The organism is Nocardia barduliensis (assembly GCF_013315795.1).
Classification (GTDB): domain Bacteria; phylum Actinomycetota; class Actinomycetes; order Mycobacteriales; family Mycobacteriaceae; genus Nocardia; species Nocardia barduliensis.
Genome location: NZ_JABLTE010000045.1, coordinates 19776 through 41068, shown reverse-complemented (window position 1 = coordinate 41068; position 21293 = coordinate 19776). Strand labels below are relative to the sequence as shown.

The 21293-nt window shown below is 67.2% G+C and carries 18 protein-coding genes; 10 read left to right on the top strand and 8 right to left on the bottom strand.

From position 1 onward, the window contains the following. Window positions 1–165 precede the first annotated feature (165 nt). Entirely contained in the window at window positions 166–552 is a 387-nt protein-coding gene (locus tag HOV91_RS20375; RefSeq protein ID WP_174187000.1) for an SHOCT domain-containing protein, read from the top strand. A gap of 14 nt (window positions 553–566) precedes the next feature. Here the strand turns inward: HOV91_RS20375 and HOV91_RS20370 are convergent, their stop codons facing one another. Beyond that, window positions 567–1388: a class II glutamine amidotransferase gene (locus tag HOV91_RS20370; protein WP_174186999.1), complete on the bottom strand. Its 822-nt coding sequence runs from the start codon at window positions 1386–1388 to the stop codon at window positions 567–569. Between the two features lie 594 nt (window positions 1389–1982). On the opposite strand from HOV91_RS20370, the gene HOV91_RS20365 reads away from it, so the two are divergent. The 6 genes from HOV91_RS20365 to HOV91_RS20340 all read left to right on the top strand — a co-directional run bounded on the left by HOV91_RS20365 (window position 1983) and on the right by HOV91_RS20340 (window position 8585). Beyond that, a complete protein-coding gene (locus HOV91_RS20365; RefSeq protein ID WP_174186998.1) occupies window positions 1983–3230 on the top strand; it encodes a cation:proton antiporter in 1248 nt (415 codons plus the stop codon). A gap of 135 nt (window positions 3231–3365) precedes the next feature. Then, the gene (locus HOV91_RS20360; RefSeq protein ID WP_174186997.1) at window positions 3366–3533 is read left to right on the top strand and encodes a hypothetical protein; all 168 of its coding nucleotides are present in this window, start codon (window positions 3366–3368) and stop codon (window positions 3531–3533) included. A 157-nt stretch (window positions 3534–3690) separates the two neighbouring features. Then, entirely contained in the window at window positions 3691–3843 is a 153-nt protein-coding gene (locus HOV91_RS39980) for a hypothetical protein (protein ID WP_246350469.1), read from the top strand. Between the two features lie 21 nt (window positions 3844–3864). Continuing rightward, window positions 3865–5340, top strand: coding sequence for a dihydrolipoyl dehydrogenase family protein (locus tag HOV91_RS20350; protein WP_174186996.1), 1476 nt, complete (start codon window positions 3865–3867; stop codon window positions 5338–5340). Further along, entirely contained in the window at window positions 5337–6779 is a 1443-nt protein-coding gene (locus HOV91_RS20345) for an aldehyde dehydrogenase (RefSeq protein ID WP_174186995.1), read from the top strand. The genes HOV91_RS20350 and HOV91_RS20345 overlap by 4 nt, the downstream gene beginning before the upstream one ends. Before the next feature lie 210 nt (window positions 6780–6989). Then, window positions 6990–8585, top strand: a complete 1596-nt coding sequence (locus tag HOV91_RS20340; protein WP_174186994.1) for an ABC-F family ATP-binding cassette domain-containing protein — start codon at window positions 6990–6992, stop codon at window positions 8583–8585. Window positions 8586–8636: 51 nt separating this feature from the next. Here HOV91_RS20340 and HOV91_RS20335 read toward each other — a convergent pair whose 3' ends face one another. Both HOV91_RS20335 and HOV91_RS20330 read right to left on the bottom strand, forming a co-directional pair. Then, on the bottom strand, window positions 8637–9689 hold the full coding sequence (locus tag HOV91_RS20335) for an alpha/beta fold hydrolase (protein WP_174186993.1): 1053 nt from the start codon (window positions 9687–9689) through the stop codon (window positions 8637–8639). Window positions 9690–9766: 77 nt separating this feature from the next. Then, entirely contained in the window at window positions 9767–12475 is a 2709-nt protein-coding gene (locus tag HOV91_RS20330) for an ATP-binding protein (protein WP_246350467.1), read from the bottom strand. Between the two features lie 129 nt (window positions 12476–12604). Here HOV91_RS20330 and HOV91_RS20325 point away from each other — a divergent pair, with 129 nt between their 5' ends. Next, the gene (locus tag HOV91_RS20325; protein ID WP_174186992.1) at window positions 12605–13033 is read left to right on the top strand and encodes a hypothetical protein; all 429 of its coding nucleotides are present in this window, start codon (window positions 12605–12607) and stop codon (window positions 13031–13033) included. Between the two features lie 79 nt (window positions 13034–13112). Here the strand turns inward: HOV91_RS20325 and HOV91_RS20320 are convergent, their stop codons facing one another. The 3 genes from HOV91_RS20320 to HOV91_RS20310 all read right to left on the bottom strand — a co-directional run bounded on the left by HOV91_RS20320 (window position 13113) and on the right by HOV91_RS20310 (window position 17032). Continuing rightward, complete coding sequence (locus HOV91_RS20320) at window positions 13113–14219, bottom strand: epoxide hydrolase family protein (protein ID WP_174186991.1); 1107 nt, start codon at window positions 14217–14219, stop codon at window positions 13113–13115. A gap of 346 nt (window positions 14220–14565) precedes the next feature. Then, window positions 14566–16077 (bottom strand): DUF11 domain-containing protein, encoded by a 1512-nt coding sequence (locus tag HOV91_RS20315; protein WP_174186990.1) that lies wholly within the window; start codon window positions 16075–16077, stop codon window positions 14566–14568. A 319-nt stretch (window positions 16078–16396) separates the two neighbouring features. Continuing rightward, entirely contained in the window at window positions 16397–17032 is a 636-nt protein-coding gene (locus HOV91_RS20310; RefSeq protein WP_174186989.1) for a TetR/AcrR family transcriptional regulator C-terminal domain-containing protein, read from the bottom strand. 70 nt (window positions 17033–17102) lie between these two features. Here HOV91_RS20310 and HOV91_RS20305 point away from each other — a divergent pair, with 70 nt between their 5' ends. Further along, a complete protein-coding gene (locus HOV91_RS20305; protein WP_217440827.1) occupies window positions 17103–18062 on the top strand; it encodes a quinone oxidoreductase family protein in 960 nt (319 codons plus the stop codon). 62 nt (window positions 18063–18124) lie between these two features. Here HOV91_RS20305 and HOV91_RS20300 read toward each other — a convergent pair whose 3' ends face one another. Further along, the gene (locus tag HOV91_RS20300) at window positions 18125–18289 is read right to left on the bottom strand and encodes a hypothetical protein (protein ID WP_174186988.1); all 165 of its coding nucleotides are present in this window, start codon (window positions 18287–18289) and stop codon (window positions 18125–18127) included. 841 nt (window positions 18290–19130) lie between these two features. Between HOV91_RS20300 and HOV91_RS20295 the strand changes: the two genes are divergently transcribed. Then, window positions 19131–19874 carry a hypothetical protein gene (locus tag HOV91_RS20295; RefSeq protein ID WP_174186987.1) on the top strand — a complete coding sequence of 248 codons (744 nt, stop codon included), beginning with the start codon at window positions 19131–19133 and terminating at the stop codon, window positions 19872–19874. A gap of 116 nt (window positions 19875–19990) precedes the next feature. On the opposite strand, the gene HOV91_RS20290 is transcribed toward HOV91_RS20295, so the two are convergent. Next, window positions 19991–21289 carry a hypothetical protein gene (locus HOV91_RS20290; protein ID WP_174186986.1) on the bottom strand — a complete coding sequence of 433 codons (1299 nt, stop codon included), beginning with the start codon at window positions 21287–21289 and terminating at the stop codon, window positions 19991–19993. Window positions 21290–21293: the final 4 nt, after the last annotated feature.

Sequence of the window (21293 nt, the reverse complement as noted above, 5' to 3'; positions counted from 1 at the left end):
CGTTCGAACGGTGTACGCCACTCTCACCGTCGTGCGGGCGCGACGAACAACCCGCAAACACGAAGTTCGTTTTCAACCGAGGGCCGACCGGTGCTCCGATCATGCGGTACGCGGACTGCGCGTCGGCAACGACACGGGAACGATTCGCCCAAGGAGGCTCACAATATGGATTCGTTCTGGGATTACGTGTGGTACACGATCCTCGTGTTCGCCTTCGTCGCGTACCTGATCGTGCTGTTTCAAATTCTGGTGGATCTGTTCCGCGACCACTCCGTCTCGGGGGTAGCCAAAGCCGTGTGGGTGATCGGCTTGGTGATCTTCCCCTATCTGACGGCGTTGGTGTACCTGATCGTGCGCGGGCGGGGGATGGCGCTGCGTTCCCAACGAGCGCAGGTCGAGGCGAAGCATGCCACCGATGAGTACATCAGGCAGGTCGCGGGTAAATCTCCCGCCGAGAGCATCTCCGAGGCCAAGGCACTTCACGACTCCGGTGTCATCACCGACGCGGAATTCCAGCGTCTGAAGGCTCAAGCCTTGGGCAACCCCCTTTGAGCGAGGCGCCGAGGTCAGCCGGGTGCGATCGGCGCGAAGGGCCGCAGTGCCGTGGTCCCTGGTCCCACCACCGCGGCCGCGGATTCGGGCACTTCGTTCCACGCGCCCTCGAGGTCACGGAGAGGCTCGGACACCACGAAGCGGGTCTCGGCGCCGAGTTGGCGCAGGACTTCGACTTCGGGATGCAGTGCGCGCAGCTGGGAGATTTCGGTGGAGAAGAACAGCGACCGCGAGTGGCGCTCGCTGGAGTACCGGAATACCCATAACGACTCGCCGTCTGTGGTCGCGACGGTCATCTGAACCGGATGGTCGACGTCATACGTATGTCCGACGTCTTCGACGAAGCCGACTGCGCGAGCGACGGCATCGAAGGGATCATCGACGAGTCCGAACGTCATGGCAAGATAGAACAGGGCTTCCGTATCCGTGGAACCCTCGATGTACGGGAACAGATCCGGGTCGACGGCCATCAGAAGGTCGCGCCTGATCTTTTGGAACCCGCGCAGGACGCCGTTGTGCACCCACAACCATTGCCCGTATCGGAACGGATGGCAATTGCTGCGTTGCACCGCGGTCCCGGTCGAGGACCGCACGTGCGCGAGCATTATCGGTGTTCGCACCTGTTTGGCGATCTCGCGCAGGTTGCTGTCGTTCCAAGCCGGTTCGATGCTCTTGTAGACCGCTGGTTCGGCACCCTCGCCGTACCAGCCGATGCCGAAACCATCACCGTTGGTCGTCGTCTCGCCGAGACTCGAGTGCAGACTCTGGTCGATCAACGAATGTTCAGGGCGGAACAACAGATCCTGGACGAGGATCGGCTGACCCGAGTACGCCATCCACCGGCACATACAACGATTCAATCAGAACCGACCTCCCGGGCGGCAGCTTTCGTTCTTCGAAGAACGGTCTCGTCTCGGTCACAAATATCGAAATAGTGGGGCCTCATGTACTGACGCGGATGTGCCCTATCCCGACCGACTCCGATCAACACGAGTTCGACCGGTCGGGTAGAACGTCGGCTTTCTCGGCGGATAAATCTCGAACGATTACGTGGCGTCACCCGGTATGGGTGATGCGCGCATATCCACCGTAGGCGCAATCTGTCCGCTATCGAGGTCCCAGCGCCCTCCCGGTTCGAAGGGACAACCGAGACATGAGCATCCGCCACGGCCCGCTGGAACGAGTAACCAGACCTGGTCGATGGCGCGGATCGGCACAGTGGCCCACGTGGTGCCGACCGAATTGGTCCGCTCTGGCGCCGACGCATCGTCCTTCCGAAGATCGGCCAGATTCCGCGACGGCAGCCAGACGCCAACTCGTTCCGGCTGAGCAGCGTTCGTGTCCCGCGTCCAGGCCGCTCCCTGTCGTTCACCGTCGACACGACTGGCATCCCCGGCGACAACCACGGGACGGGGCAAGGCGGTGACACAGTGACGTGGGCTCTCCCCGCCATCGCCGCGGTACTGCTCGCCTTCGCGGCGATCTCCGGCCGTATCGCGGGCACCGCGATCACCGCACCGATCATCTTCACCGCCGGTGGTCTGGTAGTCGGAGGCACGGGCGTTGGTTTGATCGAGGTCGAAACGACCGCCGAGACCGTCAAACTGCTCGCCGAGATCACCCTCGCATTGGTGTTGTTCTCCGACGCCTCCCAGGTGGACCTGGCCGAGCTCCGAGCCGAGATCTCCTTGCCGGTCCGGCTGCTCGGCATCGGGCTGCCCTTGACCATCGTGGCGGGGTTCGGCGCCGCGCTCGTCGTGCTGGGTGAACTCAGCTGGCCCGAAGCGCTGCTGCTGGCGGTCGTCCTCGCCCCCACTGACGCCGCCCTCGGCCAAGCCGTGGTCACGCTGCCGGTCCTACCTTTGCCGGTGCGGCAAGGGTTGAACGTCGAAAGCGGCCTCAACGACGGAATCTGCGTGCCCCTGTTCTTGATCGTGCTCGCGCTCGCGCAAACCGAAGCCGGAGCCATAGGCCACGGCGCCGCGGCTCGGCTGGTCGGCGAACAACTCGGCTACGGCATCGCGGCCGGTGTCGGTGCCGGCGCGATCGCCGCCGCGGTCCTGTCCACCGCAAACCGACACCACACCATCGACCGGGCATGGGCGCAGATCGTTCCCCTGACGGCCGCCGCGCTCGCCTACACCGTCGCCGCGCCGGTCGGCGGGTCGGGATTCATCGCCGCGTTCGTCGGTGGACTGACCTTCGGGGCCATCCGAGACCGCAAGGAGCACGACAGCGCACCGGCAGGGTTACTCGAGGAGGCCGGTGACTTGTTCAGCGCGGTGACGTTCATCGTCTTCGGTGCCGTGCTGCTCGGGACCGCCCTGGACCAGCTGTCCTGGGCGGTATGCGGGTACGCGGTGCTCAGCCTCACCGTGGTCAGGATGACGCCCGTCGCCCTGTCGTTGATCGGGACGCACTCTCGCGCCCCGACTGTCGCCTTCGTCGGCTGGTTCGGTCCCCGCGGACTGGCCACCATCGTCTTCGTCATCCTGATCTTGGAAGAACACCGGGAGCTACCCCATCAGGATCTGCTCCTGAGCACCGCCGTCGTCACGATCGGGCTCTCGGTGATCGCCCACGGACTCAGCGCCGCACCACTGGCCCGGCGCTACGCCACCTGGTCCCACCACACCCCCCACCCGGAAGATCCGCCGACATCAGAAACTACGGACTGAGAACATGCCCTGCATGGGATACTCCCCGGATTCGGTCGCTGACACCGACACCGGCCGTAAGCTGTTCTGCAACAACGCGGGCTCCTCGGGCACGACCGAGAAAAGCCGCAACACCGAACCCCGAGAACGAATCTGATGCGCATCCATCAGTTCTTCGATGTGGTGGTCGGCTCGGGCAGCTTCCGCTCACCCCACACCTCGATGATCGCCCGCAATGACACGCACGCGCGGCAGTTCTGCGAATGGCCGGAGGGGGACGCGACCACTACGCAGACGCCTCTCACCAGCGGAAGCTATTCGTGATCGGCGTGTAGGACGCTGGCCGATCCGTCCGCCTTCCTGGTGGCGGTGTCGGCTGACTACGTCATGGGCTGCGTCAGTTGACAGATGTGGCGGTGGGGGAGCGGGAACCAGAGTTGAGGCTGACAACGTGCTTCAACGCTCCTGGAAAGGACAGATCATGGACATGAAGCTGGAGGTCGCCGTCGTGCCCGTCGCCGATGTCGACCGCGCGAAGGCGCGTCGCAGCTGCGGATCGTTCGCCGCGTTCACCGATCCCGATGGCAATGGTTGGTTCCTGCGGGAAATCACCCAGCGCGCACCCGGCCGCTGACCTCCATCGAAGGTGGAACCCATGTCCGACAAGAAACCTCGTAACTACGACGTGGTGGTCATCGGGGCCGGACCGGTCGGTGAGAATGTCGCCGACCGTACTCGCGCTGCCGGGCTGAGCACCGTGATCATCGAATCCGAACTGGTCGGCGGCGAATGTTCGTACTGGGCGTGCGAACCCAGCAAGGCCCTGCTGCGCCCCGCCTCGCTCTACCGTGAGGCCGCGACCTTCCCGGGAGTCGCCACCGCGGTCACCGGCGCGCTCGACGCGACCGCGGTGCTCGCACATCGCGACCGCATGGCGGCCGACTGGAACGATCGGGGCCAGGTCGAGTGGCTCGACTCCGTCGATGTCGACCTCATCCGCGGCCACGGTCGCCTCGACGGGCCCCGTCAGGTGACGGTCCACACTCCCGAAGGCGAGACCGTGCGGCTCACCGCCCGGCACGCGGTGGCGGTGTGCACCGGCACCTCCGCGGCGCTGCCGCCGCTGCCGGGCCTGGATGCGGTGCGGCCGTGGACGAGTCGCGAAGCCACCAGCGCCCCCGAAGTACCGGGCAGGCTCGCGATTCTCGGCGCCGGGGTGGTCGCCACCGAAATGGCCGCCGCCTGGCAGGCATTGGGTGCCCAGGTCACACTCATCGCCCGCGAGTCCCGGCTGCTGGGCCGCGTCGAAGCCTTCGCCGCGGACCTGGTCGCCGAGCGGCTCCGGGCAGCCGGGGTGGACCTGCGATTCGGCACCACCATCACCGCAGTGGATCGCGCGGGCGGCCCCGACGACACCATCCATCTCACTCTCGCCGACGGCACCCGGCTGGTCGCCGACGAACTGTTGCTCGCGACCGGACGCACACCCCGCACGCAGGACCTCGGCCTCGACACGGTCGGTTTGCAGCCGGGGGCGTGGCTCACCACCGACGACACGTTCACCGTGACCGCCGTCGACGGCGAGTGGCTGTATGCGGTCGGCGACGTCAATCACCGTGCGCTGCTCACCCACCAGGGCAAGTATCAGGCCCGCATCGCGGGGTCGGTCATCGCCGCCCGCGCGCTGGGGAATGCGCTCGACACCAATCGTTGGGGCCCGCATGCCGGGACCGCCGACCTCGAGGCGGTGCCGCAGGTCGTGTTCACCGATCCGGAGATCGCGGCGGTCGGCCTCACCACCGAGGACGCCGCCCGCGCCGGACGGACGGTGGACGTGGTCGACTACGACAGCGGCCGCGTCGCCGGTGCGATCCAGCACGATCCCGGCTATCGCGGGCGGGCCCGCGTCCTGATCGATCCGGACCACCGAGTCATCGTCGGCGCGACCTTCGCCGGCGCGGGCGTCACCGAGCTGCTGCACTCGGCCACTATCGCCATCACCGCCGAGGTCCCTCTCGACCGGCTCTGGCATGCCGTCCCCTCGTTCCCCACCATAAGCGAAGTCTGGCTCCGCCTGCTGGAAACCTATCGCGACCAACAGCGTTCGCTCGCCCCGGGAGAGATCCGATGATCACCTACGAACGGCTCTACGTCGGCGGTTCCTGGACCGAACCGAGCGAACCGGCACTGCTGGAAATCCTCTCGCCACACGATGGCTCGGTCATCGGCCGGGCGGCGCAGGCGCAACCCGCCGATGTGGACCGCGCGGCATTGCATGCGTACACGGCGTTCGAAGGTCGCATCTGGCGTGACACCCCGCCCGCCGAGCGAATCGCGTTGCTGCGCAGATTCAATAAGTTGCGCGAAGACGAGGCCGACCGGATCGCCGACCTCATCACCGCCGAAAACGGTGCCGCCGCATGGTTCACCAAGGCCGGCCAGGCCGGACTGACGCGCCAGGCGAACGCCTACCTCGCTGCCGCCGAGCATTTCGACTGGGAGCGCACCCTCGAACCGTCGGACCCGAATTCCCGCGTGCGCAGCGTGGTGCGGCGCGAACCGGTTGGCGTCGTGGCGGCGGTGATCCCGTGGAATTCACCCTTCTCCTCCGCGACATCGAAGATTCTGCCCGCCCTGCTCGCCGGGAATTCGGTGGTGCTGAAGGTCTCCCCGGAGAACTCCCTGAGCATGGGCTTGCTGGCCGATCTGGTGGATCGAATCGGTCTGCCGGACGGCGTGCTCAGCGTGCTGCCCGCAGATCGCGAAACGAGCGAGTATCTGATCTCCCATCCGCGGGTGGACAAGATCGCGTTCACCGGCTCGACCGCGGCCGGTCGCCGGATCGCGTCCATCGCAGGGGCCCAGCTCAAACGAGTGAGTCTCGAACTGGGCGGCAAATCGGCGGCGGTGATCCTGCCCGATGCCGATCTGACGGCGGTGGTGAACGGCCTGAAGTTCGGCTCGCTGTTGAACAACGGCGAATCCTGCATTGCCCAAACCCGGATCCTCGCCCCGCGCTCCCGCTACGAGGAGGTCATCTCGGCGCTAGCCGCGCTGGTCGAGTCCCTGGCGGTCGGTGATCCCCGCGACCCGGAGACCTTCATCGGCCCGATGGTTCGCGGCGACCAGCAACAGCGCGTCCGCGACTACATCGAGATCGGCATCGCGGAAGGCGCCCGCCTGGTCTGCGGCGGCCCGCAGGTCCCGCCCGGCCTGCAGGGCGGCTTCTACGTCACCCCCACGGTGTTCGCCGATGTGACGCCGACCATGCGCATCGCGCGGGAGGAGATCTTCGGTCCGGTCCTGGTCGTGCTCGCCTACGACGACATCGACGACGCGGTCCGTATCGCCAACGACTCCGAATACGGCCTCTCCGGCGGCGTGTGGTCGGCCGACGAGGCCGCGGCGCTGGCCGTCGCCCGGCGAATCCGGACCGGCACGGTCACCATCAATGGCGCGCCGATCGGATTCGACGGTCCCTTCGGTGGCTTCAAGGCCAGCGGGATCGGACGCGAGTACGGCGTGGTCGGGCTTGGCCAGTACACCGAATACCAGACGATCACCGTCTGACACCGCTGGTAGGGTGGTCACGTGATTATCGAGGAAGTCGACAGACACTAGCCGCCCAGTCGAAGGCGGCGCATTCCTCGCACATTTCTCTCGGTTCCCGGACGGGTATAAACCGAGACCTTTTCGAGCCTGATTCGCCTTCGTCTGCTTCCGCATTGTCTTGAAATCACGCGGCCCGCTCGTTCACGAGCAGGAAAGAGTCGACGACCCATGTCCACATCCACGCAATCAGCGATCACCCTGCAGCACGTGTCCTTCGAATGGCCCGACGGAACCGTCGCGCTCTCCCAGCTGAACGGGACCCTGACCACCGGGCGCACCGGTCTGGTAGGGCGCAACGGCTCCGGCAAATCGACACTGCTGCGATTGATCGCGGGAATCCTGACCCCGACCTCCGGACGCATCGAAACCACCGGAGAGGTGGGCTACCTGCCGCAGACGCTGACCCTCGGCCATGACGACACCATCGCGGAATTGCTCGGCATCGCGGGCACGCTCGCGGCCGTGCGCGCGATCGAATCCGGCGAGACCGGGGAAGCGCACTTCGAGACGATCGGCGACGACTGGGACATCGAGTCCCGCGCCGACGAAGCGCTGCACGACATCGGTTTCAGCGCCGCCGATCTCGACCGCAAGGTGGGGGAGATCTCCGGCGGCGAAGCCGTGCTGGTCGCCGTCACGGGTCTGCGGATTCGGCGCACACCGATCACGCTGCTCGACGAGCCGACCAACAACCTCGACCGCGAAACACGTTCCAAGCTCGCGGAATTCGTGGACTCGTGGCCCGGCGCCCTGGTGGTGGTGAGCCACGATCTCGAACTGCTCGAGCACATGGACGCCACCGCCGAACTGCACGGGGCGTCGCTGAGTGTGTTCGGCGGGCCCTACAGTGTCTGGAAGCAGCACGTCGAGCAGGAGCAGGCGGCGGCCGCGCAAGCGGCGCGCACCGCAGAGCAGGCGTTGAAAGTCGAGAAGCGCCAGCGCATCGAGGCCGAGACGAAGCTCGCCAGACGTGAACGCACCGCCAGGGCGACCCAGCGCGGCGGCGGCATACCCCGGATCCTGGCGGGCAACCGCGCCAGTAGGGCACAGGGCTCGGCGGGCGCGATGCGCTCCACACTCGACGCGAAAGTGTCCGCGGCCCAGGAGGTATTGGATGCCGCCGCGTCCCGTGTCCGACGTGACGAGCACATTCGTCTCGAATTGCCCGACCCGGATGTGCCGCGCAGCCGTCGCATCGCGGAACTCCGCGACGGCGACCGCTCCATCGTCGTTCAGGGGCCCGAGCGGGTCGCTCTGATCGGCCGCAACGGCGCGGGCAAGTCGACATTCCTCGAGGATCTGATTCACGGTCGAGATCCGGAACGCGGCACGCTGCTGACCGACCGCGTCGGGTATCTGCCGCAACGCCTGGACAATCTGGACGAGCAGGCCGGTGCGCTCGAGAACGTCCATGCGGTGGCCGCTGCCACCGCGCCGGGCACGATCCGCAATCAGCTGGCCCGGCTCCTGTTGCGCGGCAGCAGTGTCGAACGGCCGGTCTCGACACTGTCGGGCGGGGAGCGCTTCCGAGTATCTCTGGCGCGCTTGTTGTTCGCCGATCCGCCTGCGCAGCTGCTCATTCTCGATGAGCCGACCAACAACCTCGACATCGCCAGCGTCGACCAGCTCGTGGAGGCCCTAGCCGACTATCGCGGCGCGATCCTCGTGGTCAGCCACGATTATCCGTTTCTGCGCAGGATCGGCATCGACACTGTGATCGAACTCGATGCGGACGGCGGATTGCAGCTACGCGACTCCTTATAGACGCGCAAAGGCCCGGCCCGGTCGCACCGCCGGGCCCGGCCTTTGCGGCTTTCAGAGGTGGTCGGCGTCGATGATCGCCTGGGCGAACGGGCGCGGCGCCTCCTGCGGCACGTTGTGGCCGATGCCGTCGAGGACGCGGTGCTCATGCTTGCCGGTGTACTTCGCGGCGTAGACCTTTCCGTCCTTGGCCGCGCCGTCGAAGTCGCTGCCGAGCGTGATCGCGGGCACGGTGATCGCCGGTGCGGCGGCCAGTTGCTGCTCGTAACCGTCGTATTGCGGCTCGCCCGGCGCCAGGCTCAAGCGCCAGCGGTAGTTGGAGATGACGATGTCGACGTGGTCGGGATTGTCGAAGGCGACAGCGCTGCGGTCGAAGGTGGCGTCGTCGAAATTCCAGGCCGGGGAGGCGCGCTTCCAGATCAGCTTGTTGAAGTCGTGCCGATTGCGGCTGTAGCCGAGGCGGCCACGCTCGGTGGCGAAATAGTACTGGTACCACCAGCCGAGTTCGGCCTCGGGAGCCAGTGGCTGTTGTTGTGCCGCCTGCACCGTGACGATGTACCCGCTCACCGCGACCATCGCCTTGACCCGCTGCGGCCACAGCGCGGCAATGATGTCGACGGTCCTCGCGCCCCAATCGAACCCGCCCAGTACGGCCTTGTCGATGTGCAAGGCGTCCATGAAATCGACGATGTCGCGCGCGATGGCCGACTGCTGCCCGTTGCGGACGGTCTGGGTGGAGCGGAAGGTGGTCGGACCGTAGCCGCGCAGGAACGGAACCAGAACCCGGTAGCCGGCGGCCGCCAGCAGCGGACCGACATCGGCATAGCTGTAGGCGTCGTAGGGCCAGCCGTGCAGCAGGATCACCGGTTCCCCGGTACCGGGCCCGAACTCGGCGTATCCGACGCTGAGAACACCGGCGTCGATCTGCCTGATCGGTCCCAGGCTTGTGTTGTCGCCCGAGCCCTTCCGCAGATCCGCGCCGGGGACCGGGGTCGTGGCCGCCGGTGCGGTGGCGGGATCCGTGCCGCAGGCGCTGAGCGAGGCCGCGGTCAGGCTCGCGGCACCCGCTACGAGCGCACCACCGAAGAATCGTCTGCTGATATCCATACACCGACGCTAGGTAGCGCGTGGACGTGGTCGCGAGCGTCGGATGACGTAATCGGTGTCCATTGCCCCGGCCCGTTCTACTGCGCCGTCTCTTCCTCGGTCGGCAGCAGCCCTGCGAGGTCACCGCGCGAACTTATCCCGAGCTTCGGAAAGATCCGGTGCAGGTGGGTGCTCACCGTCCGGTGCGACAGGAACAGCCGCTGCCCGATCTCCCGGTTGGTCAGCCCCTGCGCCGCGAGTTGCGCGATGCTCAGCTCGTGCGGGGTGAGCCGGTCGCGGGCGTCCGGGTCGCGATTCGGGCTCGACTCGCCCGCGCTGCGCAGTTCCAGGCGGGCCCGTTCACTCCACGCCGTGAAGCCGAGCGCGTCGAAAGTCTCTCGTGCCTTGCGCAAATGGGTGCGGGATTCGACGACTCGCCGTTGCCGCCGCAGCCACTCGCCATAGGCGAGATGCAGGCGGCCGCGTTCGGCCGGCCAACCAGTGAGATCCGCCTCCAGTGCGGCGGCGAACAGCTTTCCGGCCATATCGCCGGCGAGCACCGCTCGGGCGTAACGCATGCCGATGTGCAGGGCGGGCGATGACGTGGCTGCCGCGACCGGTTCCAGTTCCCGCAACAGTTCCGCCACGGCATCGGTCTGTCCGGCGCGGACCGCGGCCTCGGCGATTTCGGTGAGGAAACACGCGCGCAGCGTCAGTGAATACGACGGATCCCGCGGATCGTGGACGCGGGCCAGATCGGTGAAGGCGTCATCGAATCGGCCCTCGCCGAGCGCGATGAGCCCGCGGGTGAGCTGCACCGTGGCCAGCACAGGCCGCGCGCCTGCCGCCAGTCCGGTCCGTTCGGCATCCGCGGCGAGCGCGGCGGCCTGCGGGTAGTCGCCCCGCAGCGCCGCGATTTCGCCCTGTACCGCGACGACCACCGCATGCATGAACGGCGCCCCGGTCTCCCCGGCGAAGGCCGCTGCCTCGGCTGCGATGGGCGCGGCGGCGGCGAGGTCGCCGAGCCGTGCCAGGCTCCAAGCCTGGATCGCGAGTGCCCGGGTCAGCAGCCCCAGCCGTCCGGCGGAGCGGAATCCGGGTGCGGCGGCGGCCGCGAACTGCGCCGCGAGGTCGAAAGCGCCGACCTGATAGGCCGCACTGCTGAGAAAGTGGTCGACCTCCGGATCGCGCCCCGTGGTCGCGGCCAGCGCACGCAGGTGGCCGAGGACCTGTTCGCCGCGCTCGAACGGGGCCACGATCGAGTCGACCGCGAGCTTGCGCGGATCACCGTCGGGAATGCCGAAGGTGTCGGCGACCGCGAGCACCGCGCGCCGGGCCTCGGGTCCGGGTTCGACCCAGAAGCACCGCATGGCCGCACCCCATAGGATTCGCAGCGCGGGATCCTCATACCCGTCGGCGGCGACGGCGGCCGCGAGCGCGGCCAGTTCGGCGATGCGCGAGGGGCTTTCGCGCATCCCGTCCTCGAACCCGCTGAGCAGCCAGTTCGCGGTGGCCTCCTGCGCGGCGGTGAGCGGGAGGGTACGCGCGGTGTCGACCAGGCGATCGGCCGTGTCGCGGTGACCGGCGTCGACGGCCAGTTCAGCCGCGCGCAGGAGTCGATCCGCGCGTCGGCCGGGGGTGGCGCTGAGCCCCGCGGCACGCTCCAGCGCCGCGATCGCGCCGCCGCGGTGCCTGGACCGTTCGGCGGCGTCCTCGAGCGCCGTGGCCACCTCCTCGTCGGCGCCGACCGCGCCCGCCGCCCGATGCCACACCTGGCGATCCGGTGACTCGGTGAGCAGGTCCGAGAGGGCCCGGTGGGCCCGCTGGCGCTCCTCGGGCATCGCCGCCGCCACCAGGGCCGAACGAATCAGCGGATGCCGGAATGTCACCGTGCCGGGACCGATATCGATCAACCGGGCCGCCACCGCGGGGGCGAGAATCTCGGTCCCCACCTCGGATCCCAGGAGAATCCCTGCGGCAATCAGCGTCTCGCTGAGCGAATCGCTGTCATCCAGCGCCGCGACGAGCAACGCCGATCGAGTGCGCTCGGGCAGCGCGGCACCACGCGCCGAGAAGGCGCGTTCGAGGCGCTCGGTCAAGGGCAGCGCTGGAGCGGATTCGCTGAGATGCCCTACCGCCGTGGGCAGTTCGATCAGCGCGAGCGGGTTGCCGTGCGCCTGCGCGAGCACCCGGCGGCGGACCTCGGCAGGCAACTCCGGTGCGATGCTGTCGAGCAGCGCGTTCGCGTCGTGCTCGGGCAGCGGACCCAGCCGCATGGTGGTCAGTCCGGCCTCGCGCAGCGGTGAATCCGCACCGTGGCGCACGGTGGCGAGCACAGCGACAGGTTCGGAGTCGATGCGGCGCGCGACGAAGGCGAGGACCTCGGCGCTGGCGGGATCGAGCCAGTGCACGTCCTCGGCTACGACCACCAGCGGCCGTTCCACCGCCAGGTCGGCCAGCAGGGTCAGCGCGGCCAGCCCCACCAGGTGCAGGCTCGGCTCCACGGCGGCATCCGACATGCCCACAGCGTTCGTCAACGCCTCGAGTTGGTGCCTCGGCAAGGTATCGAACGCGCGGCGCAGCGGATACAGCAACCGTTGCAGCCCGGCGTAGGTCAGGCCGTGTTCGGCCTCCACACCCGCGGTCCGCAGTACCCGCAGCCCCGCGGCGGCCGCGGCGGCGACCGTCTCCTCGACGAGTGCCGACTTGCCGATTCCGGGTTCCCCCTCGATCAGGATGCCGCTTCGCTCTCCGGGACCGCCCACCAGCGCGACCAGGTCTTTCAGCTCGGTCTCTCGTCCGAACATCGGCAGGCGTTCTCCTCCCGGCCCCGACACGTGCTGCGGGATCCGTCGCGACCCTACCGAAACAGGATTACGTCACCCCAGCGTCAACTGACAGATTCGCGCGCTGGTCGCGGCGGCGAAGGTGGTCCCATGACTACGGTACGTTTCCACCTCCAGTCCACCCTGACTCCCACCGAGGTCGTGCGGGTACTCACCGACTTCGGACCCGCCCGCGCCGAGGTGTGGCCGAGCATCGACGCCGAGCACTTCGAAATCCACGACCGCGGCGACACCTGGGCCGAGGTCACCGAGGGCACCGCCGCCGCCTGGGAACGCGCCCGCTACGAATGGGATCCCGCCGGTGACACCGTCACTATCACCACGCTGGACTCCAAACTCTTCGGCGCGGGCGGCGGCGGGGTCTTCCGCGCCACCCCCGACGCGTTGGGCAGCCGCGTCGATGTCGAACTCACCCGCACTCCGCAGGCGTTCAAGGGCAAGATCCTGGCGACGCTGCTGCCGCTGGTCGGCCCGTCGTCATTGCGCAAGACGTTCGCCGGACCGCTGCGGGCCGCGTGATGTCGACAGCGGATTCGATCAGCAAGTACCGTAGGCCGCCGCCGCAGTGCAGCGGCGGCCGGGGGAATCAGGATCGAGTTCAGCGGTTTTCGAAGAAGGCGCGGATGTCCTCGACGAGCAGGGCGGGCTGCTCGAGGGCGATGTAGGCACCGGCCTTGTCGAACTCGGTCCAGCGGGCGACTGTGGTGTCGCGATCGGCGAAGCGGCGGATGGTGACGTCACCGGCGGCGACCACGAAGGCGGTGGGGACGGTGACGCGCTGTTTGGGCGCCCAGGTCATGGGGTCGTGCGCCAAGTCGTGGTAGCTCTGCGCGATGGAACCCGACGTGCCGGTGAACCATTGGACGCTCGCGTCGATGAGCATCCGGTCCTTGGAAATGGCGTGCTCGGGCAGCTCGGCCTGCGGGTCGCTCCACTCCTTGAACTTTTCCACCACCCAGGCGAGCAGGCCGATGGGGGAATCGTTGAGGCCGTGGGCGAGGGTCTGCGGGCGGGTGGACATGATGATGTTGAAGCCGATGCCGTCGCGCATGAAGGCGTCGATGGTGGCCATGCGCTGCTTTTCGGTGTCGGTGAACTCACCGGCGCTCTCGTCGGGCATGGCGACGTAGGCGTTGACGTGCAGGCCGATCAGCCGCTCGGGGATCTGGCGGCCCAGTTCGAGGGACAGGTTCGCGCCGCCACCGCCGCCGTGCGCGCCGAAGCGCTCGTAGCCCAGGCGGGTCATGAGTTCGGCCATCGCGGCCGCGGTGCGCGGGACGGTCCAGCCGGTGTCGGCCAGCGGCGTGGAGAACCCGAACCCGGGCATGAAGGGCACCACGAGGTGGAAGTCGCGGGAGAGCGGCTCGAGCACGTCGAGCAGGCCCATGGCCCCGCCCGGGTTGTCGTGCAGCAGCAGCAGCGCCTGCGCGCCGGGGCGAGCGGAGCGGATGTGCTTGAAGTGAATGGTCTGGCCGTCGATCTCGGTGGTGAACTGCGGCCACCGGTTGAGCTCGGATTCGGCCTGTCGCCAATCGAATTCGCCCGCCCAGTAGGCGACCAGCTCGCGCAGGTAGTCCACCGGCACCCCGCGGCTCCAGTTCGCGCCGGGCAGGGCAGGGGTCCAGCGGGCCCGGTTCAGCCGGTCGCGGAGATCATCCAGATCGGCCTGGGGAACCTCGACGCGGAAGGGGTGGATGGCGTTCATGACTACTCCTCGGAACGGAATACTTTGTTCCGTTAAACATAGCGGAATGATCCGTTCCGCTGCAACCCCCATCACGGATCAACCCCCGGACGAGTACTCGGGGTGACCGGGCCAGCCCGGGTTGTGAGACGCCCCCGACGGAGTCGGCCGCGTATCCGTCTACCTGAGGCGCAGCCCGACAACGGTGCGAACAGCGCCAGGATGAAGTGGTTCTCGCGCCATCCTGACGCTGTTCGGCTCAACTTTCGACTTTCCGATTCGAGTCCGATCGACTGCTCGACCTGCTCGCCAGGTCCCTGCGGATTCGACGGACATCGGCTCCGAGTGAGCGGTCGGATATCGCGCGCTATGGGCTGGTTACCTCGGTGGCGTGGAGATTGCGCAGGGTGCCGTCACCGGCCTCGTGCTGGGACGGGTAGAGCAGTTGAACGGCGACGGTCAGGGGTGTGCCGGGCTCGATGGTGTGGGTGTCATCCGGCGTGGCGATGACGACCGATCCGTCGGTGCCGTCGTCGATCACGCTGTACCACTGCGTCTGCTGGGGATTGATGCGGGTTCGTGCCGGGACGTCGAAGCGGATCTCCCACCACACCACCCGCTGCTCGTGGGCGGCCAAAGTGAGGTCGTAGCTGATGACCCAGCCCTTCGCGTCCTCGGGCCACGTCTGGGGCCACTGCCCGACGATCACGGGGGAGACGGTAACGGGGGGCCGATCGACCTCGGTGGTGACCGAGCCGGAGTGCCGTTCGGCGGTATTGGCGCGGGAAGGCGAGGTGATGAGGCTGGTGCAGGTGAGTCGGCCCTCGTACTGCGGGTCGATGGTGCCGGCCAGGGTGATGGTCGCCTTGCTGCCCTTGGGCAGGTCGATCGGCATGTGTAAGCCGTCGCGGACCGAACCGGTGCCGCAGACGGCGCCGTTCTCGGCCTGGCAGGTCAGCTCCAGATCGGTCAGTTCTGTCGGGATCGCCCCCTCCAACAGGGCGTCGGGGGCGTCGTTGGGGCCGCGATTCTGCACGCCGATGGTGTAGGTGATCCGCTGTCCCGACTCCGCGGTCTGCGGGCCGCTGATCTCCAGAGGCATTTCCGCGGGCAGGGTCACCTTGAGGTTCCTGATCCGGTGGTAGGCGGTCGCTGCGCCGGTTCCGGCTGCAAAGCCCAGTTTGAAGGTCTCGGGCACGGGGGGCTGACCGTCGGCGCCGGCGAGATCGAAGTTGTCGATGAGCAGGGTTCCGTTCGGGTTGGTTCTGTCGGCGTGGCGAACGGTGAGCCGACCGCCGATGACGGAGACCTGGATATGGGCGCCGCGCTCCCAATCCGCCCGGAATCCACCTGGCACCTGAACGCCGGTGAGCCAACCGAACCCTTCTCGAAGATTGCCGGCTCCGCGCACCCCGGCGGTGTTCGGCCGTTGCGCGCCGCCTCCCGTACCGGCCAGCGGCGTGGCGAAGTTCCCGTGGTTGTCGAAACCGACGCCCACGAACCCTGCGGTGACTCCCGGCGCGACGATCTGCCCGGGCGAGGACTTGGTGACGGAGTAGCCGAGTGCGGCGCCGATTCCGCCGGGCTGGGTGGTGTGCGCGCCGTCGATCAGGTAGACGCTGAAGCCGTCGCCGAGCATGACTGCTCCCTCGCAGGAGTAGTCGAAGTCGATGGTGACGCCGAGCGTGGAGGAGAACGGCTGATCGAGAAACGCCGTCCCCGCTTGGGAATTGAGGTTGGGGGTGAGTTCCAGGCTGCCGTCGTTCAGCCGCGCGCTACCCAGCAGTTGCCAGTGCGGGTTGGTCACGGTGTCCTGGGTGAACGATTCGACGATCGGGAACTGCGCCTGCTGGATGGTGACCGGTGCATACGTCGTCATAGTCGAATCCTCTCGGGGCTGGATATGCCATGAGATGAGCGATTGCGCCACGCAGATCGACTCCGCCGCAGATCCAGCGGAGCCCCGGCTACTGATGCGACTCCTGGCCGAGCAGCCAAGGCCACATGGTCGACTGTAGGAACATCCGAGCCCTACCGATTCACCTCTTTCGAGTGAACCAGGGCAGCCATCGGCACCGACCAGTTAGTGGCCCCCTGTTTCGCAGACAACACCGCAGGGGCTTCCGTGTCGCTGACCGCCGGTGAGGCCCGCGCACAGCAGTTTCGGCGGGTACGGTCTGGCAACCGGGCCGGGGCCGTCAGCGCAACCGGGCCGCGAGCCCGTCGAGGACGACGCCGAGATGGCGTTCGAACCTGCTGTCACCGTCGTCGCGGAGGTGCCCGGCGGCCTTGACCAGATCGGCGCCTTCCCCCAGCCACGCATCGCGTTCGACGAGCGAGTACCGGGCCGGGGCGGCGTCGGCCGGCTGGCTGCGCTCCTGTTCCTCGATGACGAAGCCGACCACGAACGCGGTGACCAGGTCGAGGGCATCGTCCGCCTCCGCCAACGAGAACCCGGCCGCGGTCAAGCGCGCGAGCCAGGATTCCTTCGTCTTCACCACGTCGGGGTCGGAGAAGCGCGTGCCGCTGAAGATGCGCGCGCCGTCCCGGTGGCGAAGGTATTCCGTGCGCAAGACGCGGGCGTAGGCGGCTACGTCGTCACGCCAGTCGGCGCCGGAAGCTATCGCCGAGAGGGCGCCGGTGACGCGGCGCATCACGAACGTGCTCATCTCGTCGAGCAGTTCCTGCTTGTTGCGGACGTGCCAGTACAGCGCCGGGGCCTTCACCTCGAGCCGGGAGGCGAGCGCGCGGACGGTGAGCGCGTCCATGCCCTTCTCGTTGAGCAGCTCGAGCGCCGCCGCCACGATCCGCTCCCGGGTGATGCCCTTTGCCACGGTTGACACCTTAACAAAGTTCAGGGAGGGTAGGTGGCACGGTCGACCTAACTTAGTTAAGGAGCTTGTCATGCGTGCTGCAGTCGTCAACGCCCCAGGAGCCACACCCGTATGCGCGGACTTTCCCGACCCGGAACAGCGGCCGGGCCGGGCGCCGCTGAGACTCGTAGGCGCGGGTCTGCACCACGTCGTCCGCGGGCTGGCCTCCGGCCGCCACTACGGCAGCGACCACGCCTACCCCCTCGTGCCGGGCGTCGACGCCGTGGCCCGGACCGACGACGGACGGCTGGTCTATACGGGCCTCGCCCGGCCGCCGTGGGGAACGATGGCCGAACGACTGGTCACTCCTTTCGAGGTGGAGCTGCCCGCCGGGACCGATCCGCTCGCGACCGCCGCCGGCGTGAACCCCGCCTTGTCGGGCTGGATGCCCCTGATGACCCACCTCAAGGAGGCGGGCGAACTCGGCACAGTGCTGGTGCTCGGGGCGACCGGCATGTCAGGCGGCCTGGCCGTGCGGGCGGCGATATCTCTCGGCGCGAAACAGGTCATCGCGGCCGGGCGCGACCACGAGGCGCTGGAACGACTGCGCGGCCTCGGCGCCGTCACCGTTCCGCTCGCGGCCGCCACACCCGGCGCCGGACCTGCCACCCTCGCCGCCGTTGTCGCCGAGGCGCAGCCCACGCTCGTGCTCGACTTCGTCTGGGGACCGGTCGCCGAGGCCACCTTCGCCGCACTGGAGAAGCGCGGCACGGACGACGACAGCACGACGATCGATTACGTGCAGATCGGCTCGCTCGCCGGAACCGAGGCGGCGTTGCCCGCGGCGCTGCTGCGCAGCAGGCGGATCCGGATCAGCGGCAGCGGCGCCGGTTCGGTATCGAAGGCCGCGATGATCGCCGAGCTTCCCGAGGTCCTCGCCAGGTTCGCCGACGGCACCTTCGACGCGCCATACACCGACTACCCGCTCAGCCGGGTCGGCGAGGCCTGGGCGCATCAAGGGCGCACCCGTGCCGTCGTCGTACCGGACTGACCGGGACCGCCGCTCGAGAAGAGAGGAAACGGCGCCGCGCGGAACGCGTGGCGATCGCCGGGCTAGCGGCCAGGGTAGAGGTCGCAGAAGTCGTGGGCTTGCAGGAGGCTGCCCTCGCGGGCGATGCGAGCCTGCTCCTGGCTGATGCACTCCTGATACCGCGACCACCGATCGTGGTCGTCTTCGTGGTGCGGATCGAGGGCCGCGGCGATGAGCGAACACAGCACCGCGACCACTATGCATACGATGACGCCTACCCGCCGCGTCGGCACGGCAGCCGGGGCTGCTGCGTCCGTTGGGTGGGAGTCCCTGTCGCCGCCGACGTCTCGATTCGCGTGATCGAGGTGCTCGAAGTCATCTGTCATCATGGATTCCCGTCTCGCTGATTCCGCTGTGCCGGAAGCAATATCGCGGACCCCACCTGGAAAATCGTTAACACGACCTTATGAATTCCGGCATCGGTCATCCAGCGCCTCGACATCGTCGGCCACGACAACCCGGACACACGACTGTTCCGGGGGCATGCGGCGGACGGATCGCGACTGGTGTCCTGCGGGATGTGACCCACCGGGATGATGTCGTGACCAAGCTCGGCTACGAACCACCTGCGGCGTCACGACTTTCGATCCGGACGGCGGTCCGCGTGCTGACTGCGCTGCCTGTCCGAACATCGACGACTGGGAAGCCGCGGCGGTACGTCAGGGAGCCGTCCACTGCGTCGAGGTGGTGGGCCATCAAGCGGGGCTGAATTCGGTACCGCGGTCGCTGGAGCATCCGGGTGGGATGGGGGTTGGGCTTCGTGTTCTTGACCCTCCTGCGATGGCTGTGCAGACTTGTCGTCATATTGGTCTATGGGGGTGAGATGTCCTCTCTGGTAACGTGTTTCGTTTCTCGCGCGGTCATCGTCGCAGACAAGCGGGTCGGCTCAGTGGTGGTGTCGCTGCGGAGTGCATGGGCTGGTGGCGGCCGGATGATCGGTGGAGCTGGTCGGCGAGGCCGGACATGGTGAGATGTAGCCCTGATGACGATTGGGCGTTGCGGGAATGCGGGTTCGGTCCCAAGGCGTACATGGCGATGATCGAACACTTGCGTGCTGAGTACAACAGCTATACCGCCGGAGCCGAGAGGTTCATGTGGGTTGCCATCAGGTTGGCGTACTCGAAGTATCTGGTCACGGATAGTGACGATCCGATTATTCGATTGTGCTTCGAGAGGCAGAACCTCTATCTGCGAGGCTGGACGATCGAGCGTGACTGGTCGTTCATGGCGGCATGGTCGGGGGAAGAGAGGACCGGCTGGACAGAGAATCAGCTGGGAAAGCTGCCGCCTCGCGCGTTGTACCGGGGTGGCCGGGCCAGAGGTCCTCATATCCCGTCGGAATACGGTGGTGTTGCCGCCGATCCTGCGCTGAACCTCGAAATATTTTTCCGAAGTCTCGATGTTCTCTACAACTACTTGTCTCGGCTGGTGCAGCGCCCGCAGCAACTCGCTGATGGCATCGACGGTGCGACGGCGGCTTTCCATCTTGTTGCCAGGATGACTTCGGAGATGGCGCGGTTCGACCTGTTCTGTCAGAAATTTCGAGACAACCTGGAAGGTGGGATAGCGCAAACCCTCCGCCTCGACTCTGCGTTCGAATGGGGCGACGGGCAACGGAAGACCCCGCCGTTTGCGGATGTGGTCACCGATTGGCAGAACTACACCAAGAAGGCCGCTGGGGGCGCCGACTCACTGCAATGGCAAGGTGCCCAGGTGTCCGAGGGACAGGCCGCCGAGGTCTTGGGCGTCGCCGGTGCTAGGTGGCGACCCTAGCGATCTGCCGAGCGGCGGCCAGTTCGGCGGCCTGCCCCCGACCGCGGTTCTCGCGCTGATCAGGGGCACCCGATCGGCTGTAGCGGCCGATGGTGATCGATCCGGATCCGGTGTGGTCAGTCGCGTTCGATCTTCCAGGTGGACAAGGACACGCCGTAGCCCGCACGCATCGCGTAGACGTGCCAGTTGTCGTTGTCCGGTCGATTGAAATCGCTCACATACAACCGTTGGCCGCCCCATCCACCGGTGATGGCGACGTCATCGCCGTAGCGGACGACTCCTTTGCCCTCGGAGGTCAGGTCGCCATCGACCCGGAGGCCGTTGGTGCCGCTGGTGGTCAGTTTCTCGGTGCCACCGTTGGAGACGCTGAAATCGCCTCTGGCGGAGAGGAACCCGTTGACATCGCAGTCGGAGTTCAGGGTGGTCTGGCCGTAGACGTTGAGCCCGTTGCGGATGGCGAGAGCGTTGTAACCACCGGAGATTCCTCCCGTGGCGGTCAGTTGCTGATCGACCGTGGCCGTCCGGTGGACTTGCAGATCACCTTGGACGACGAGGCCGTCAGAGACGTTGAGATCGCTTTTGGCCGCGAGAGATCCGTTGACCGTCAGTGCGGCGACGGTCGGGTTGGTGACGGTGACGGGTACCAGGGCATTCAGGTAGGTGGGTTCGAAACCGTGGGCGGTGTACTCGGCGACGAGCGTGAAGGTCGTGTCGCTGGTGAGGGCGAACGCGCGCCCCGTGTCGGCGGCGCCGTCGGGGAGCGTGACGTGAGTGTCGGTACCTGCGTAGAGCACGGTGCCGTCGCCGTCGTAGAGCGTGAAGGACGTGCCGTTGCTTTCCCAGGTGAAATCGACCCGGTCTCCTGCCGTGAATCTGGTTTGCGGAACCGAGGTTCTGCTCGGGCTGTGGGTGATGAAGTTGCGCAGGTAGAAAGGCTGCGGTTCCACGAGCATGTCCACTTTGCTCTGTCGGAGCTTGTGGCGCTTTTCGTTGTCGTCGGTGGATTTTTCGCCGATGGTGCAGGTGAGTGTGCCGGTGGGAGTTCCGAGGGGGCCGGTGAGGATGATGCTCATCGGGTAGTCGATGAGATCGGTGTCGTCATCATCGTCGGTGGCTGTGTTCTTGAAGGTGAACTGATAGGGACCTCTGGCGCCTTCCTCTTCCGCCGCCGCAGCGGTGAAGACCTCCCATTTGCCCTCGGGGGTGCACGAACAGGTCGGTTTGGCCGTGAAGTAGGGAGCGCCGCCATCGGACTCGCTGGGAACGGCGATCTGGATCTCTTCGCAGTAGACCGGTTGGCTGCGGGGTGTGACGGCGATGACGATGCGGGCGTGACCGGGGGTGTCCTTGGTTCCGGCCTGTAGTGGTGACGGGCTGGTCGAGGGCTGGAAGTTCAACAGTGGCTGCTCGGTCATGGGT